12 protein-coding genes and 1 pseudogene are annotated in these 16,223 nt (G+C 48.1%); 4 read left to right on the top strand and 9 right to left on the bottom strand.

Features of this window, described 5'->3' with window-relative positions; genetic code table 11:
• Positions 1 to 27: 27 nt before the first annotated feature.
• Genes AC286M_RS17800 through AC286M_RS17810 form a run of 3 tightly spaced genes read left to right on the top strand, consistent with a single transcriptional unit; the run spans position 28 to position 3,378 of the window.
• Entirely contained in the window at positions 28 to 1,077 is a 1,050-nt protein-coding gene (locus AC286M_RS17800; protein WP_488205665.1) for an RAMP superfamily CRISPR-associated protein, read from the top strand.
• The gene (locus tag AC286M_RS17805; RefSeq protein WP_488205666.1) at positions 1,077 to 1,517 is read left to right on the top strand and encodes a hypothetical protein; all 441 of its coding nucleotides are present in this window, start codon (positions 1,077 to 1,079) and stop codon (positions 1,515 to 1,517) included. Before AC286M_RS17800 ends, AC286M_RS17805 begins: the two co-directional genes overlap by 1 nt.
• Complete coding sequence (locus tag AC286M_RS17810; RefSeq protein ID WP_488205667.1) at positions 1,510 to 3,378, top strand: hypothetical protein; 1,869 nt, start codon at positions 1,510 to 1,512, stop codon at positions 3,376 to 3,378. The genes AC286M_RS17805 and AC286M_RS17810 overlap by 8 nt, the downstream gene beginning before the upstream one ends.
• Before the next feature lie 46 nt (positions 3,379 to 3,424).
• Here the strand turns inward: AC286M_RS17810 and AC286M_RS17815 are convergent, their stop codons facing one another.
• The 4 genes and pseudogenes from AC286M_RS17815 to AC286M_RS17830 all read right to left on the bottom strand — a co-directional run bounded on the left by AC286M_RS17815 (position 3,425) and on the right by AC286M_RS17830 (position 8,066).
• Positions 3,425 to 3,829, bottom strand: coding sequence for a TniQ family protein (locus AC286M_RS17815; RefSeq protein ID WP_488205668.1), 405 nt, complete (start codon positions 3,827 to 3,829; stop codon positions 3,425 to 3,427).
• Between the two features lie 106 nt (positions 3,830 to 3,935).
• Positions 3,936 to 5,149: pseudogene (locus AC286M_RS17820) on the bottom strand (ISAzo13 family transposase).
• 142 nt (positions 5,150 to 5,291) lie between these two features.
• Positions 5,292 to 6,152, bottom strand: a complete 861-nt coding sequence (locus AC286M_RS17825) for an AAA family ATPase (RefSeq protein WP_488205669.1) — start codon at positions 6,150 to 6,152, stop codon at positions 5,292 to 5,294.
• Between the two features lie 3 nt (positions 6,153 to 6,155).
• Entirely contained in the window at positions 6,156 to 8,066 is a 1,911-nt protein-coding gene (locus AC286M_RS17830; RefSeq protein ID WP_488205670.1) for a TnsB C-terminal domain-containing protein, read from the bottom strand.
• Between the two features lie 207 nt (positions 8,067 to 8,273).
• Here AC286M_RS17830 and AC286M_RS17835 point away from each other — a divergent pair, with 207 nt between their 5' ends.
• Positions 8,274 to 8,447 (top strand): hypothetical protein, encoded by a 174-nt coding sequence (locus AC286M_RS17835; protein ID WP_488205671.1) that lies wholly within the window; start codon positions 8,274 to 8,276, stop codon positions 8,445 to 8,447.
• Positions 8,448 to 8,842: 395 nt separating this feature from the next.
• Here the strand turns inward: AC286M_RS17835 and AC286M_RS17840 are convergent, their stop codons facing one another.
• From AC286M_RS17840 to AC286M_RS17860, 5 genes are read right to left on the bottom strand one after another with little or no spacing between them, the layout of a single operon-like run.
• Positions 8,843 to 10,333: a WD40 repeat domain-containing protein gene (locus tag AC286M_RS17840; RefSeq protein ID WP_488208849.1), complete on the bottom strand. Its 1,491-nt coding sequence runs from the start codon at positions 10,331 to 10,333 to the stop codon at positions 8,843 to 8,845.
• A gap of 36 nt (positions 10,334 to 10,369) precedes the next feature.
• Positions 10,370 to 11,113, bottom strand: coding sequence for a hypothetical protein (locus AC286M_RS17845; protein WP_488202632.1), 744 nt, complete (start codon positions 11,111 to 11,113; stop codon positions 10,370 to 10,372).
• 50 nt (positions 11,114 to 11,163) lie between these two features.
• Positions 11,164 to 11,637 carry a hypothetical protein gene (locus AC286M_RS17850; RefSeq protein WP_488202633.1) on the bottom strand — a complete coding sequence of 158 codons (474 nt, stop codon included), beginning with the start codon at positions 11,635 to 11,637 and terminating at the stop codon, positions 11,164 to 11,166.
• A 33-nt stretch (positions 11,638 to 11,670) separates the two neighbouring features.
• Positions 11,671 to 15,150: an nSTAND1 domain-containing NTPase gene (locus AC286M_RS17855; RefSeq protein ID WP_488205672.1), complete on the bottom strand. Its 3,480-nt coding sequence runs from the start codon at positions 15,148 to 15,150 to the stop codon at positions 11,671 to 11,673.
• 2 nt (positions 15,151 to 15,152) lie between these two features.
• Entirely contained in the window at positions 15,153 to 16,211 is a 1,059-nt protein-coding gene (locus AC286M_RS17860; protein WP_488205673.1) for an ATP-binding protein, read from the bottom strand.
• Positions 16,212 to 16,223: the final 12 nt, after the last annotated feature.

Consider the following 16,223-nt stretch of genomic DNA (forward strand, 5'->3'; position numbering starts at 1 on the left):
GTCCTGAACATTGATATCGAAAAGACCATGTATAACCGAGCATACGGAATCATTGAAACGCTAGCTCCGCTTCATATCGGAGCCAGCGCCGGAGAGGAAACTGGCAATCTCAATTTGATTTTTCGTGACCAGTTCACTCAGACAGGCATTATCCCTGGTAGTTCTATTCGTGGTCGTTTCCGAGCCGATATGCGGAGTAAACGCCAGCACTGGCTAGAGTCTCAACTTGCGACTCACGGCATCGAAATTCCAGATTCGCTCGAAATCACAGAAGTTCTTGCTGATGAACAAGACAAGAAATTTGCTCGAATTGAATGGCTTGAACGGCAATTTGATGGCCTTAAAGGCGAGAAAGACGAACTGCCAAAGCGTATGGATGAAAACCATTGGTATGGACATCATGCCATAGCAGGTCAAGAGGATGGTGGAACGACAGAAGCAATTGTGAAATTTGAACATGCATCTTTGCTGTGGATGCCTGTCTTCTGTCCAGGTCAGCCGATTGTCTGGGTTAGCTCACCCCGACTACTCCGACGATATCAACAAATCACTGGAATTTTAGATCCAGTGCCCAAGCCGACCAAGGATAATGGGTCATCCACGACGAAGTATCCCGCGCGGTTAAGAGACCATCGAGATCGCATCTTTTTTAACTTAGGCTATCTCGATAACCTAGAACGAGTAGATAACCTAATTAACTGGGTGCCAGAGCCATATCGTTCTCATATCGACAACTTAGTTGTCGTCGCTGATAAAGATATTGGCACGATCCACGATATGGCCCTTTACCGTCAGACCCGTACCAAGCTTGGAGACAGCATCAAGAAAGTCGAAAATTTCTTCGGGTTTGAAGCACTTCCAGAAGATTGTCTGCTCGTATTTCCGATTGCGATTAAAGAGACATTTCCTAAATCGAACCAAACTAGCTCAAGCGACCAAGCGGCGGCTCGTTGGCAACCCTTCACCAGCTCAACAGAGGCAGAGCTGTATTTTGGCGGGCTGGAATCTATTGGCTGTGGTCGATGTAGTGTCCAGCTAGACGGCAACTACTTTCAGCGGAAGGAGAGCGAGCAATAATGTCTTTCAACACCTATGGATTAGATCAAGTTGCACATAAGTTAGTGTTACAAGCCCAAAAGCGAGATAACAACTCAACCATCAAAGGCTCACCCTGCTTACGAGAAGCGTACAAAATGAGAGAGTCTGTTGCTTACGGTCTAGAACGCTTTTGGGGTGAACACCTCCGTCACCAGGGAAAAGAGCAAAAGAAGTCTGACTACTGGAAAGCAACCTGGACGGCATTGGTCAACATCATGTCAGATTCGGGTGTCACTCTGCCAAACGGGGCAGATCCTGAAGAAGTAGCTGAGCAGCTTTGGGGGGATCGACAACTTGATGCACAAGGAACCAAGCTAACACCGGATGATCGGAGCCTAGCTCTTGCTGTCCTAACTCAGCTTTGCGACTGCATGGTGTGGTGGACTCAGCGCTATAAGGGAGATGCCTCAGATGACTGATCGTGCAAAATCAGTGCCGATGATGTTTCGTGCTCAAGTCAAAGGACGTTGCCAACTACACTACGTTCCATCCGGACATATTAATCAATGGACGAATGAATGGATAGAAGCATCCGCAATTGAGCCACCCACACCTGGGTTACAAATTGAATATCGAGAGTATCAAATATCCTGGCGATTCGTTACCAATGCTGGACAAGATGAGGGAATCATTCGCCCAGTTATTGATTCAATGGGTATGCCTCTCTATCCAGGCAGCAGTATGAAAGGGGCATTTCGAGAAGCCTGTAAGCTACTCGAAAATACTCTTGAATTTGGTGACTGCTCCTTCTACTGCGGTAGTGCAGACCAACCCGGCGTTCTTCGGTTTCATGGAGGATATACCACTAATCAAGATTGGGCAAATCGTTTAACGGATGTAGCTCATCCTCAACAGGGATGGCAGGTCACGGCACAAGACCAAGCTCAGAAGCCGTCGGGCGAGAGTGCATTTGCCCTAATTTCTCTTTATCGACCGACAATTAGATTTGGAATTTCTAGCCTACAACCCACACAAACTAACTGGGATGAAGTGTGGAAAATCTGGGAAACCGCTCTAGGGTTAGGAATTGGATGCCGTGTCAGTAGTGGCTATGGTGTAACAACGACCAATCAGAATGAGCCAATTATCACAGGTACAGTTCTATATCAGGCCAAGTTGCAGGGAACAGGCATTGCTTCACAATCTCTTGATAAGCAACCAGAATTCCGTCCCAACATGTTTAGAGCTGCTTTTAGAGGTCATGCCTTGCGCCTCTTTAGCGGTTTAAATCCTGAAGTTGCAGATCGTGTTGTAAATGATCTGTTCGGAGATGTTCAAGCAAATCCAGCAACTGTTGGACTGCTGAAAATCATGTTCTTACCCGATACTGCTGCGGAAGAACTGATTGATGAGAGTGGTAACTATGACGTAACTGGTACCCTATATTGGGTTCTATTCAAGTCACTTGAATTTGATCCACTTGACCCCAAGCAAACGTTGCCTGAGAGTCTCCAAGTAAGTCAGCTCGAACATTTAACGACACTCGCTAGAGCACTCGTTCAATTTTCTATGCTGCTGGGTGGATTCGGAAGGTCTTGGCGACGAGCTGAACACTATCGCTTTTATCAAAAGTACTATAACAGCTCAAACTCGCGACATAGCAGACAAAGAAAACCACCTATTGGCTGTCATTGGGAGTGGGCAGAGAGCCAACAGCAAACTATTAAGTTGAAAGAAGATGCACAGCAGATCATTCAAGATGCAGTTAATGCTGCCCAAGAATGGTTAGATATTCGATTTCCTAGCTATCAATCATCTTCCACACGCCAAACAGATTCACAATTAACGGAGATAGAACAACGCCAACGTAGAAGAGGAATTGTTCTCCGATCAGCCAAAAGGAAATCGGAACAACAAGCTGATTGCCTACCGAGAGAAGCCTGGCGGACTGACAATGTACAGGTTTGGGTGCGTGAGGCTGCGAATGAAAACGACTCAAAAATCATTCCGTTGCTACACGGCTCAAAGAGTAAAAGCTCAGATAAGGAATCCACACAGAAGCGTAATTCATCTGGTACTCAGCTAGCGGCCTTGGCACGAGGGCGAAGACCGAACTCAGCACCTCCTGCACCTAAAATTTATCAATCTGATCTAACCGGAACAGTCGGTAGAGGAGCAAACAAAATCGGGCGTATTTGGCATCGGATGTTTTCTATAGGTGAGGGCAAGTATCTTGAAATAACAACTATTTTTTATCAAAACTGTGCTGAGGCAAATGCCCTCATCCAATGGTTTCAGCAGATGCCATCAGAGTTCTCTTTGCTTTGGCCCACCAAGTAAAGCTGCGATCGCACAATCTTATATTTCACTTTAGTACTTGCCAGCCTCACACCGTTTTCTTGATTCTGGCCTGATACTTCACCATTGATGTAAATCGCATTCCGCAGTGGTAACATTTGCCATCTGTCCACAGTGCTGGAATCTTAAACGCTGTCTTACAGCTTGGGCACTGCTCCAGCAACCGTAGCCTATGCTCAAAACAAACTGCGATCGCATCTTTATATTGCCAGTCCATCCGATGGCAGGGTTCCTCGGCATAGCAAGCTCCACAGAGCCGGATGGGGCGAGGTTGTTGGGTAATGCCTTTGCGCGGCAGCATGTCCTGAAATCGCTGAGGATCAAGACCAATTAATTGTGCGATCGCAGCTAACTCAGCCTCAGTCGGAAATGGATTGAAGTAGAGCTTTTCCCATCGCGCCGTTACACCGCCAATTCCAGCGACTTGGCCCAATGCAGAAGCCGAGGGTAAGCTGTTGGCCTTGTATCGCCTGAGACGGCCTAGATAATGACTGATACTCTCGTGCTCAAATGGTGCAACATAGGCTAAGGATTGTGAATTAAATAACCTGTAATTCTGGTTTTGCTGTGTAATTCCATTGCGGCAGAAGCTCGTCGAAGACAATCTTCATGTTGGCTTTGAAGTCCTCAGCAACTTTACGACCCTTGTGATACGTTTTATCGAGAATCGTCGTAAAGACCTTGAGACCTGTGCGAGTGGTTGCCTTTTCCATCAGCTCTTTTACCATCTGGACACTCTCAAAAATTACCCCTTGACACCTGCTTGAGACGTGAGGAAACAAGCGGTGTTCAATTGGATTGTACTTGGAGGTATAGGGGGGATAGTGAGCAATGCGAATTTCAATCCCTAACTCGTTGACCAATGCTTGCAAGTCTTGCTTAAAGATGTAGTAGCGAGAACTGTTACTGCCCCCACCATCGCAAAGCAGCAAAATCGAGCCAGCTAGGGGATAGCGTGCTTTGCCATAGGTGTTCCACCAGTAGCGAATCGATTCGCAGGCAAACTCACTGGTATCATGACTCGTGCCGATCTGGATGTAGCCAATATTATCGCTCAAGTCGTACAGTCCGTGGGGAATAGCGACGCCTTCTGCGAGCGTTGCCCAATCATGGTCAAACACTTCGACTCCCTGCTCTTGAGTGTACAGTTGCCCCGCTCGATACAACTTGCCAATTAATTCTCTTTTTTTGTGTCCATACTCATGACGGGATTGCCAGCAGCTTGATAGGTGCCTTTCAACTGCTCAATCCGCTCAAATTGTTCATTGCGATGTTCACTCTCCCCAGTTGCCAGTCTTTTCACCGCTTTGCGTTTACGAAAGTTGTGCCGCTCCAACAACTGATCGACCACCGTCACACTCACGTCAATTCCGTCCTCTTTCAGCAAGGCCACAATCTCATGGCGCTTGAGATTAGTCCACTTCACCGTCTCATCCATGGGTGAACCCGCCGTGTGTTGCTCCAACACCTGCAGAAATGACGCATCTAGCCCTTCAATGGTCTCAAATGCTGACTTCCGTCCACCTCCCACTTGACGAATCCGTTCCCGTTTGAGAGCAGGTTCATCATCCAGTTCTGCCAGTCCCAACGCTAGGGTTGCATGATGGCATCCGAACAACTCTCGGATATAGGCTTGCCCACCATATCCGAGTTTGATCGCTTCAATGGCGGCATAGCGACGACGATCCTTCTCAGACAACGATTGATAATAGCGTTGCATTTGAGCTTCAATTGGCGCAGGGTAGGGTTGCATTCAGGTTCTGCTTCATCTTCTATTGCTCTAGCTTACAAATACAGACGGTAAAATTACATCTTATTTAATCCACGATCCTAAGCGCGGCGAATCAATGTCAGGCTGGCTCATGATGCACTCTTCCTGCAAACACAAAGTGGAATTAGCTCTCTGTTAATTGCTTTCTGGCTTCTCGCGGGATATAGCGTCTGCCATAGCGATTGGCAATGTTTTCCAAAATTGCCTCATCCACCTTGCCATGCCCTTTTTTCAGCGAGTGCAAAACAGCCTTAGTCAAAATTTTGATCAGAACGCCCATGCGGGCTTCTGTGGTGGTGGCCAAAATCTCGAACAGAGTGCCTTCAGCCAAGTTAGAGGCTTCAGGTAGTGCCAAAATATCGAGTTCAATCGTATCTAGGGTTTTCTGGAAGTCTTCATAGTCCAGGCGATCAAACTCAAACAGGGTCGGAAAGCAGGTGAGCAAATCGTAATTGTGCAAGCAACTGTCTAGATCTTGACTACCAATGAGCTGAATCGGCACGCCCGACTCTTCATAGAGCTGTTTCAGATCAAGAAACGCCTCCCGCTGTAGGTTTTCGGCATTGTCGATGAGCAGTAGCTCAATGCCAAAGGGTTCCAAACATCCCGCTAATCGGGAGTGCAAGTCTTGCCGCTTACCGCGCGGAGCCGCATGATTGATGTCCTTGAGGATTTGAGAAAACAGGCGTTTAGAACTCGAATTCGACCACGCTTTCACATAGGATATACGCTTCCGATCTTCACCTCGGTAATGCAGCGAGGAACGGCTCTTGCCCACATCCCGAGGTCCAATGATGCGACCGCATTGTTTCAAAAGTCGCTGTTCATCTAGCCACCTAAAACATTGGGAGCTGCGATCGGTCGGAATAAACGCTGTTTTGAATAGCTCCTCAATCACTGCTGTTTTGGCCAGCAGGTCTGTAATATCGAGTTGGGGAGCCAGTACTTCGACAGCAGCTTGATCGACTCGTTGGGGTTGCGCCATGTCTTACCAAATCCTCTTCAATTTCTGATCTTTTGGAAGTACTAGCCGATGACGTTCTCTAGGTTGAGCCTCTGCCACCGTTGGTTGAGTTGTCTGAGGCAAAGAGGCTGGTTTGGGTGACGGGATCTCCTCTGGTGTAATCCGCTCGGGCAACAGCTCTAGCGGCTGAGACTTATTAGCCGATTTTGCTCCCCGTTTCTGCCGAATCTCAACCACGTTCGAGTTTTGCTGAGTTTTCTGACTCTTGCTTCTGCGCCACTTTTTCTGCTCTGAACGCTGGCGTTCTTTTTTATCCTGCTTGCGCTGCTCTGCCAGCTTATTGCGTTTGTCGAGAGCTAGTAGAGCATCGTAGTTGGAATGTTGCCGCTTAGCGTTGCTACGCTCTTTGTTTAGCTGCTCTAACTCAGCCAAACTCAGATCCTGAGCATCCATATTAATGGCATGGGCATAGCCAATAAACTCTCCGGGTTCATTCTCCCTACTTGGGCTGTAAATAAATAGCGTTAGAATATGTTCCGGGTCGTAGCGCAATGTCACATATTCACCAATCCGCGATCGCAACTCTTCACAGCGATACGTCAAATTCTCGAAGTAAATCGACCCATGTGCCTGAACGACTCGTTGTTCCTCTTTCATCAGGCAGATGTCTAAATCGCGTTCATTCACGGGTTCAGGTAGCTTATACCCCATGCCTTTGAACCAGCGTTGATAACGGGTTTCGCGTGGATCTTTGGGGTAAGGCTGATGGTTATAGTCATCGCAAAAATAAATGGTCAGCAGCTTATCAAGATCGTCGATCGTGAAGGAGGCTTCTTTCTCAGCTCGCTCTTGCACTGTTTGAGTTGTTTCGCCCTCTTTGGGTACTAGGGAACCAGGCAAACCCGCCAAGAATTGGGTATTAACAGTTTTAAATAATCGCTCTACGATGCCGCCTTGAGACGGGCGATCACGTAGTTCGCATTGAAAGCCTAATTTTTTACCGATTGCCTTGATATGTTTCGACTTACTGAGATCTTTCCCGCCATCGGTGAAGAAATATTGGAGAGGAGCACCGTAGATATTCCACTCTTTCTCAAGCTGATAGTCAGGTGGATACTGCTTTGGCAAGATGGCGTGTCTCAATGCCAGAGAAACTTCGTGAGAGCCGGGTTGTTTATGCCAGAGGCGATAGCCAATCAGGCAGCTTGAAAACGTATCAACGACGGTGGTGAGCCAGGGACGCCAATTCAGCAGATTTCTATCTTTGTCAACAATCCGGATATCGAGCTTAGTGTGGTCGCATTGAACAATTTGATTACTGAAGTCTGCTCTGAGCAGTTTTCCATCTCGCGTTTCAACGGCTAGCCAAGACCCAGAACCAGGATTGCGAGCTTTTTTCCGCTGCTTTTGCTGTTTAATCAGCGGGTTGAGAATGCGATAAACGGTGGCTGGATGTGGATAGTCGCCTTCTTCATGTCGTAGATCGATGACTGCATGACGTTGAACTTCGCGGACAACATCGGCGGGAGACATGGGGTGTTTGGCTTTGATGCTCTTCTCGTAAACAGTTTGGATGTAGTCCTGCCAGTATGAGTCGATGCGATGCTGGCCTTTGTCAGAGCGCTCAACTCCAGTTGTTTCGTGTAGTTCGTAGTCGTAATACTGCTTGAGCAATCGTTCAACTTGACGGGTAGAAACTTGAAGCGTTTTGGCAACCTCAGCCTTGCGTTGGGCTTTGACCCTGCGATTGGGTGAATCAGCTAACCATTCGATGAGTTGATAACGAAGCCTCTGTGGATCGGCGGATTTAATTATGGTGGAAAGCGGATCAGAATTGAGGGTGGAGCCGCTTAATAAAATCTCGTTATCGCTGAGCAGTGCTTCTTCAACTGGTTGAGAGTTGGCTGCTGAACGGGTCGCTTGGCTGTTATCCATCGGGAATTGCTGCGCTTCCAGCTGCTTAGTAAAAGAGTACCAATATCTTATGGGAAAGCGCTGGAAATTGCGACATTAAATTTGCGATTGAATTTTTGAATTTGAAGGTATTGGCGGGCGTAGATCTGTTGATGGCTGCGATTGTCTCATATTTTATTCTGAGCCAAATGCTGGTTGCCTGTCCATGGCAGGGATTCTACGTTTGCGGTGGCGATTGGCCGAGATTGGGAGGGTAAGGTTTCGGTGATTATTTATGCGGTGGCGATTCCGCTGGCGTTTGTGGGGGCTTGGCTGGTTTGCCTGCTTTATTTGTTGGTTGTTGCGATGTGGTTGATTCCAGATCGACGGATTGAGAGGGTACTCATTCGCGATGATCGTTGACCTCATCTGCTAACAACGCCTTACGCCTCTCTCCACTCGTTTTAGAATGCCACAAAGGGCGCAATTTCCGTTACTAAAATAGGTCAGGTAATCATGAACTTAAGCTGTTAAAATCTAAAAACTATCGGCTACCACTTGGTATTGATGGAGCTCTACCGGGACCTCCTACATCGGATGGACGACCTCCCCTAAAGTGAGAGCTAATCTCTGATACTTCTTTAGTTGCCTCAGCTTTGGCTACATCTAAAATTATGAGGGGCACTAAAATAGAAATTGCGATAAGTGCAGAAGAATAAGGTTTCATATCTTTAGCCTTTAAGTCCAACGATTATATTACAAACTCTGAAGCTACTATGTACAAAGCATCCTTACTAAATAGTAGCAAATCTTGAATGTCAGCTTCCACACAAATCATCTTGACCTTTTTTAGAGGGTGCTTCATATTCCGATAGCCAGCTACATCCCGATTTGATCAATTGAGATAACTGCTGAATTTCCCATGTTCTAATATTTCCTTCACCATCAGACACTAAAAATAGCTCTGTATGTGGAAGGAAATCAATGCTAAATGCTCCACCGCGATGGCCATCAAAGTACGATAACTGTCTACCGCTCAAAGTCCATTGCCGCACTGTTTCATCTATACCAGCAGTAAAAACACTCCTTCCATCTGGTGAGAAGCCTACCCAAGGTACCCGGCCCAGATGGCCCGTGAATTCAACCAAAGAGCTATCTTCCAGATCCCACAACTTAGCCTTGCCATCTTTTCCAGATGAAATCAAAAATTGCCCATCAGGGCTAAAATCAACCCATAGCGCACCATTTTGATGTCCATCGTATTCGCCGACTTGCTGTCCCTTCAAATTCCATAAACGAACACGACCATCCTCACCAGCTGAAGCCAACGTTTTTCCGTTGGGTGAAAAACTGACGCTGTAGACATCAGATTCATGAGCTTGAAATCGAACAATATCTTCGCCAACTCTATCCTGTAATACAACCTCACCCTCTTTGCATGACGTTGCAATTATTTCCTCATCCGGACTAAATTGCGTCATAAAAGCAATATTTTGGCAACTATGCCAGGCTCTGACTAACTCTCCTGAAGTATTCCAAATTTTTGTCATTCCATCTGCTCCAGCAGAGACCATCTCACGCCCTTTAGGATCGAAAGATACCCACAAGGTAGCCCCTTCATGCCCTTCAATCTCAAAGAGCTTCTCTCCAGAAGGTTCCCATATATTTATCAGGCCATCTTGCCCTGCTGTAGCGACGAGTCGTCCATCAGGACTGGTACTGACGCTCCATGCCGCACCAGAATGAGATCGCCAAATAGCAAGTTCCTTGTCTAAAAATTCCCATATTCTTACTGTTCCATCAGCGCTTGCCGAGACAAGTTGCTTACCATCTGAGCTAAAGTTGATGCTCCAAATAAGATTTTGGTGTCCAGTTAATTCGAACAGATTCTGACCTAACCTATTCCAGACTCTAATTTTTCCGTCACTCCCTGTTGTTAAAATATTTGTCCCATCAGGGGAAAAACTTACATTCGTTACCCATCCCGGATGTCCTGCAAATTCTGCTAATTTTTCGGCATTCAAGTTCCAAATTTTAGCTGTTCCATCTTCTCCCGTTGTGACGATAGTGTCGCCATTAGGAGAAAAGTCAGCGCTTGTAACAAATCCCACATGTCCACTGAACTCAGTAATAAATTGAGCCTTTGCATCCCAGAGCTTTGCTAAACCATCTTCACCAACGGTCAAAAAACTTTTTCCATCTGGACTGATGCTAATCCAGTTTACAGAGCCTTCATGACCAATATTCTCAAAAGATAACTTGCCAGAGGGTTCCCAAATCCGTATGTACCCATCCTGGCCAACCGAAATAAATTGATTTGTTAAAGAATTAAATCTAGTTCCAACTTATTTTGTGTCAGCGTTCCTGAGCAATGGTCTTCTGCCATTCAACGATGAGGCAATCAGCCAATTGCGAACCCAGTTGTCGTGATAGCGGAAGCCGTTGAGTTGCTCAAAGGGGCATAAGCACCCGCCCATTGCTTTGCGAGTCTTGCGACAAAAGGGATGGAAGTTCCAGAGTAAGGCCATCGAGCGCACCGACTGTTCCGCCGAGTCCCAGAATCCATGAAAATCTTGCATGGCATACAAGATGCGGTCAAGATAGTTCATCGGACGGTCAACCTGATTGCTGGTGCGATAGGCGTCAGGGAAGTCAAAGGCGCGTTGGAAGACGTGAGATTTGTCGTTGAGGCGTCGCAAGCGAGCGTCAATGGCCTGGGGCAACGCGTGGGTGTTCACCCACTCCAGCAACCGACGCAACCGTTGAGCAAAGTGACGTTTGCTCTGGCCCCGATACAGATGCCAAAGCTTGTCGGCTAGTTGCTGACCCAGGACTGGTTTAGAGCGGCACCCATCGCGAATTTTAATCACCTCATGCAGGAAGCACAGAATCCAGACCAGGCCAGGGAATAGCTCCTCCCAAGCGGCTCGGGTGGCCTCCCAACCATCAGTCGTCACCGTCTCGGGCGCATAGTCGGGAACATGATGGGCAGCTTCCTGCTGGAATACCCCATAGGCTGCGGTTAATCCATCCTGACCCGCATTGGCACTGAGACTGGCTCCCAGGACGCACCCTTGCGCCGCTGTCACTGCCAGATAGACTCGCTGCCCGTGCCAATCACAATGCTTCTCATCGGCAACTAGATGGGGGGGAGCGCCGTTTCCCTTTTGAGGGTACTGCCCACAATCGAGGCTCGACCGAACGACTGACAGAGCCGATACCAGTGCATCTCAGAACGGCCCAGCACATAGGCAATCCCCTCATACGACAGGCCATGCTTTCTTAAATAGAGCGCTTTGTCGGCCATCTCCGCCGTCTCGCTCATGTACGGCATCACCAAATCGGGACGCAGTTGATAAGCCTCTCCGGTACTCGGCAGCAAAATCCGCCGGGTCTTGAGCTGTTGACGAGAGGACTCGACCCATCCGTGAAAGCGATAGCCTGCCTCAATCCCGTCGGGAAACAGTTCCGGGTGGGATGCGATCTGCTCGTTGAGATACTGGCGAAAGGCTTCCCGGTCTTCTACTAAGACCTCGTAGTCAAGGTCGTCTGCAATGGGCAGACAAATCGTTTTATCGCCTGCTGTGCCACGCTTGCGTCGTTGCTGAGCCATCGGCTTTGGCCTGCTGAACTCTCTGCCTCAATTCTACTCAACACAAACTTGGGTGGAACTAGAATTAAATCTTATACTTCCGACTCCACTTTCGTGCGCATTCCAATTGAGTATCTTACGGCCATTTACAGTCCATAACTCGATTTGACCAGTAACACCACAAGCAGTAGCTAATTTGTTATTCTCAAAGAAGCTGACACCCCATGCAGGAGCACCCTCACAAGCCTTGAACTCAGAAACTAAAGCCCCTGAGACTTGTCTTATTTGGATGAAGCCGTCTTCTGAGGTAATAACAAGGTGTTTACCATCTAAGCTGTAATCTACCCATAGAACTTCTCCATGTTGTATATTAATTCTATTCTTCTCACTAATTTGGTTGAGAATCTTCTGTAAGGAGAAAACAGGATTCAGAGCTGGATAATCTTCTAAGGCGATATTTTCATCTATTAAATCATCTAACCTTCTTCCGGCGCTTATTGCAGTAATTAAAGCATCAATCTGTGATGAGTCAAACTGTTGCAAAGCATAGTTGCCTGACTGTTCAATTTCGGCAGCTAAAGATATTTCTTCTCTTTGGCTTTCAGCTTTCTTGTTTGCAAAAGTCGCAAAAGATACTGTTGCTAAAAATACACAAACTGATACTCCTAAAGTAGCTTTTAATAGCTTGCCAGCCCTTTGCCTTGCATTCTCTAGAATCTGGTTGGAAGATGAAAGCTCTGCTCGTTCTGCTTCTGATTCGATGAGCTTTTTATGAAGACTGAATTCATACCTTGAACGAAAGCTCTCTGCAATATAATCATGAACTAGTTGATACCTTCCATCTGTATCTTCCGGTAAATAGATTATAATTCCCGATCCACATAAAATTCTCAATACATACTCTAGTGGCTCATTTACGGCCTGTCCTACCTTCTCTTTCCCACCATTAGGAGAACGGTTGAGGTTGAGGTCTAAATTTCCACAATTTGACGAGTAATCAGAGGAGACGGTATCCTCAAACAAACCCGGCAACAACGCCTCTAACTCCCGCCGCAAATCCGATCGCGTCTTGAGCGGTCGCGTGCCCCGCTCGTCCGTCAGCAAATACAGCACCAGTTCCGCAATCTGTTCATACTCCGCGCCACAATCGTCGATTACCTCTTGCAGATAGCGGCTGACCAACTCCTCCTTTGGCTGATCGCCCAGCTCCCGATATTGCGCCAATGAGCGAATCCGCTCCGTCTCCAACTGCGAACCCACAATCTGTAGCTCAATTGGGCGCACCTCCTGCAACGGCCCCGCCAGATCCGCCACCAGCGCATCCACCAAATCCGGCTCCAGATACGATCGCGACTGCTGAGTCAAATCATCAATAATCGCCTTTGCCTGCTCCGGGCTGAAATTGCCGATGGGATAGAGAATATCGCGCCCCAGAATATTGCCAAACAGATTTTGGCTCAGCATATTAGGGCTAGCAACACCGCGTAGCGCCCGACTCGCTTCCAGCAGATAGTGAAGATAATCCTCCCGCAGCGACAGGATGATATTGAGATAGGTGATTCCCAGACAATTGCTCAAAAACTGAAAAAACTGCCGCCGCTGCACCGGATCAGGATTGGCAAAAAAGAACTCCTCAAACTGGTCAAACACCAGGACAATGCAGCGATTGTTCTGCTCGCACTGGCGCAGCATCGCCAAAATATCAGGACTGGATTCTGGCACCTGCACCGTTTTAGATCGTGACGATGCCTGAATCGATTCCGTCAGCGCCGTCGCTAGTTCCTTTTCCCAGTTCATATACTGCCGCACAATCACTGGCAGCGCAGACCGATAGCCAATCGCCTCTTTTTGCAGCGCCGGAATCAAACCCGCATTCACCAGCGAGCTTTTGCCCACTCCTGAATCCCCATGCAGCACCGTCAGCTTCGAGTCCGTGCTGTTAATCCGGCTCAGCAGTTCTTGTAGATCTAACTGCCGACCCGACGCATAAATCTCTGGCGCTGGCTCATCCGACTCCTCCAGCAGTTGCCCTTGTGCCCCCAGCCGTCCAGCACCGACAAACGCCCGAATGCCAGCAACTTTCTCCACCTCCAGCCGCGCCTGCTTCAGCTTAAACGCCTCCAGATAGCGCTTCTGCTGCCAGTACAGTTCACGCAAATCGCCCAAAATGGTGCTATAGGTGGTGGGATGGCCACGGTCACCTAAATATCGCGCCCATTCCAATAGAGTGATAGCACCTGTTTCATTACCTAACTGCACCTCTGCCTTGGCTTGCAGTGCCAAATACAATCCTTCTGCCCATTGTTGTGACAATGGCAATGGTTGAATAGTTTCCACTGCTAGATCGGCATAGTGTCTCGCCATTGGCCAATCTTGCTGATGTAGTTTCAGCTCAGCCAAAAAGCCATAATCCATCGCCAAGCGACTCAGCATGTGGTACTGCTGATGTAGTGGAATCACTTGATTCAGCAGCGGTTCCAAATCATCCCAAGCCTGTAGTCGTCGCAGTGTACCGAGCAGATGTCGGCTCACCTTAGCAACCATATCTAGACGATTAGCTGCTGCAAACAATTGCCAGCTTTCTTCCAAGGGCAGACGCGCCTGCTGCCAACCGTGATCGTCATACTGAGCCTGATCCAGTCGCCTCATTTCATCCGTATGATGAAAGTAAAATCGACCCAAGAAAAAGAGCGCCAACGCTAGTTTCAGATTCGCTGCCGGAGTAGTTTCGTGAATTTGCCCTGCCTGAACTTGGCTGCGCCAATAATCCACACAGGCTTGGAAATGTCCAATAGCGGCTTCGTCTAAACCCGCATCAGCACCCTCAACTAAATGCAGATCAGCCCGTAAATCAGCAGGTAATGAAACGGCTCGGTCGGATAAAGTCTGCAAAGCTTGGGCCAGTTCAGATCGACGCAAATCACCAAGTTGCGCCGCATCTATTGCTGCTCTCACCCTTTTAGGCAGAGGCTGATCCGGATCATTGGCAAGCTGGGGTTGATTTGGTTTGAAACAGGCTGCGTAAATTGCTTCCACGCCCTGCTGCAAAGATTGAATAATCGTATCAGTGGGAATCTCAAACGTCGGCGTGTCTACAGGTGCCCAGGTTTCAAAATTGGGTGCCCGATCCTTAAAGCTGTTGAACTGGGTGTCGTCCAGCCACAGCACGATGGGCATGGGCAACTGCTTGCGAAACTCTTCCCGCGCCGCATCCGCATTAGCAAACAGCTGATCTAAATCCTTAACCTGCTCAAACCCGACCACGATAATCCCCTCTGGTGGGTCGAGCGAAACTGCGATCGCATCTCGGATGGTGGTGTAAAGCTGCTGCGTATCGGCAGTCAACGTAATAATTTGAAGCTGGATTGAACAAATGTTCTGCAACTGAGTAATCAGGTGAGATCGCACCGCGACATAGTTGCATCGCGCTAAGAACAGATGAAATTCGCCGACTGACCATTCCAACGTTTGCGCCAATTCCTCTAGCGTTTGGCGATTGTGAACTTCAATCTCATCCTCCGGCCACTGGCTCATGCCTATAGCTCCTTCGCATCCAACAGAATTGGATTCACATCAAACCAAGACTCACCGCGATCGCGATACTCAAATACTAGCCGACTGCGAATTAATGTCTGATAGTCGTCATCGCCACTCACCTTTTTGCGCTGCCGCACCCGCCGCAGTAGCTCCCACTCATCGTCTGAAATATACATTGTCATTTCATTTCGATAGCCGCGAATCACATCTTCAAGTTGCGATCTCATTAGGGGAAACTGCCGTGCCTTTTTGATCCAGGCATTCAAAATCCGCAGCAAGTCCCGCACATGTCCACCACTAACGTGACAGAGATGATCCAACGATGCCGCCTCATCAAAAATTTCAGTTAGTGCCGCTAACCGTTCCGTTTCACTTAAATCAGGAAACGCGCGTGCCAACACCATCTGCTGCAACAACGCCATGCCCTCACTGCACTCAGTTCCATCTTGCCGCTGAATTGGCACCATTGGCAGCACCTTTGGATCTTCTGGAAAGCGCTGGGTCAACATGCCATATTCATTGGAGAACTTTAGCGCCAGCGGCATGGTATAAACCAGATGGCAACGTAAATTTTTAAGACAGCTGCTCTGGTCAATAAACAAATATTCTTGCTGAGGACGACCGTGAGATCGCGGACGATTGTCAATCCGATCCAGATTGTCCACAATCACGACCAGCCCCTTCTTGCCGTGCTGCTTCAATTGAGCAATGGCGGGTTCGATTAACTCCTGATTAATCGCTTTCAACAGCTCATTTTTCTGCGGCCCTAAGTAGTTGTTGATGCGATCGCGCAGGTTGGGGTCGCTTTTTGTCCGAGCGGTAATTTTGCCAATGCCTGCCGACAGAGAAAACTCACCATTATCGCTCCAAGAGATTCCTCCAATTCCTGGCACCTCACCAGACGCCCCAGTCACTTCAATTTCGGTCGTCAGGATCTGCACCGCTCCCTGCAAAATCGCCTTCAGTCCTGTGGGTTCTGCCAGTTTATACTGCTCAAGGCTCTGGCTGATGCGACGGGCAACCGTCAACAACACATCACCAATATCCACATCGGCCATTTCCAGATCATC

This window comes from Thainema salinarum CENA647, assembly GCF_057732415.1.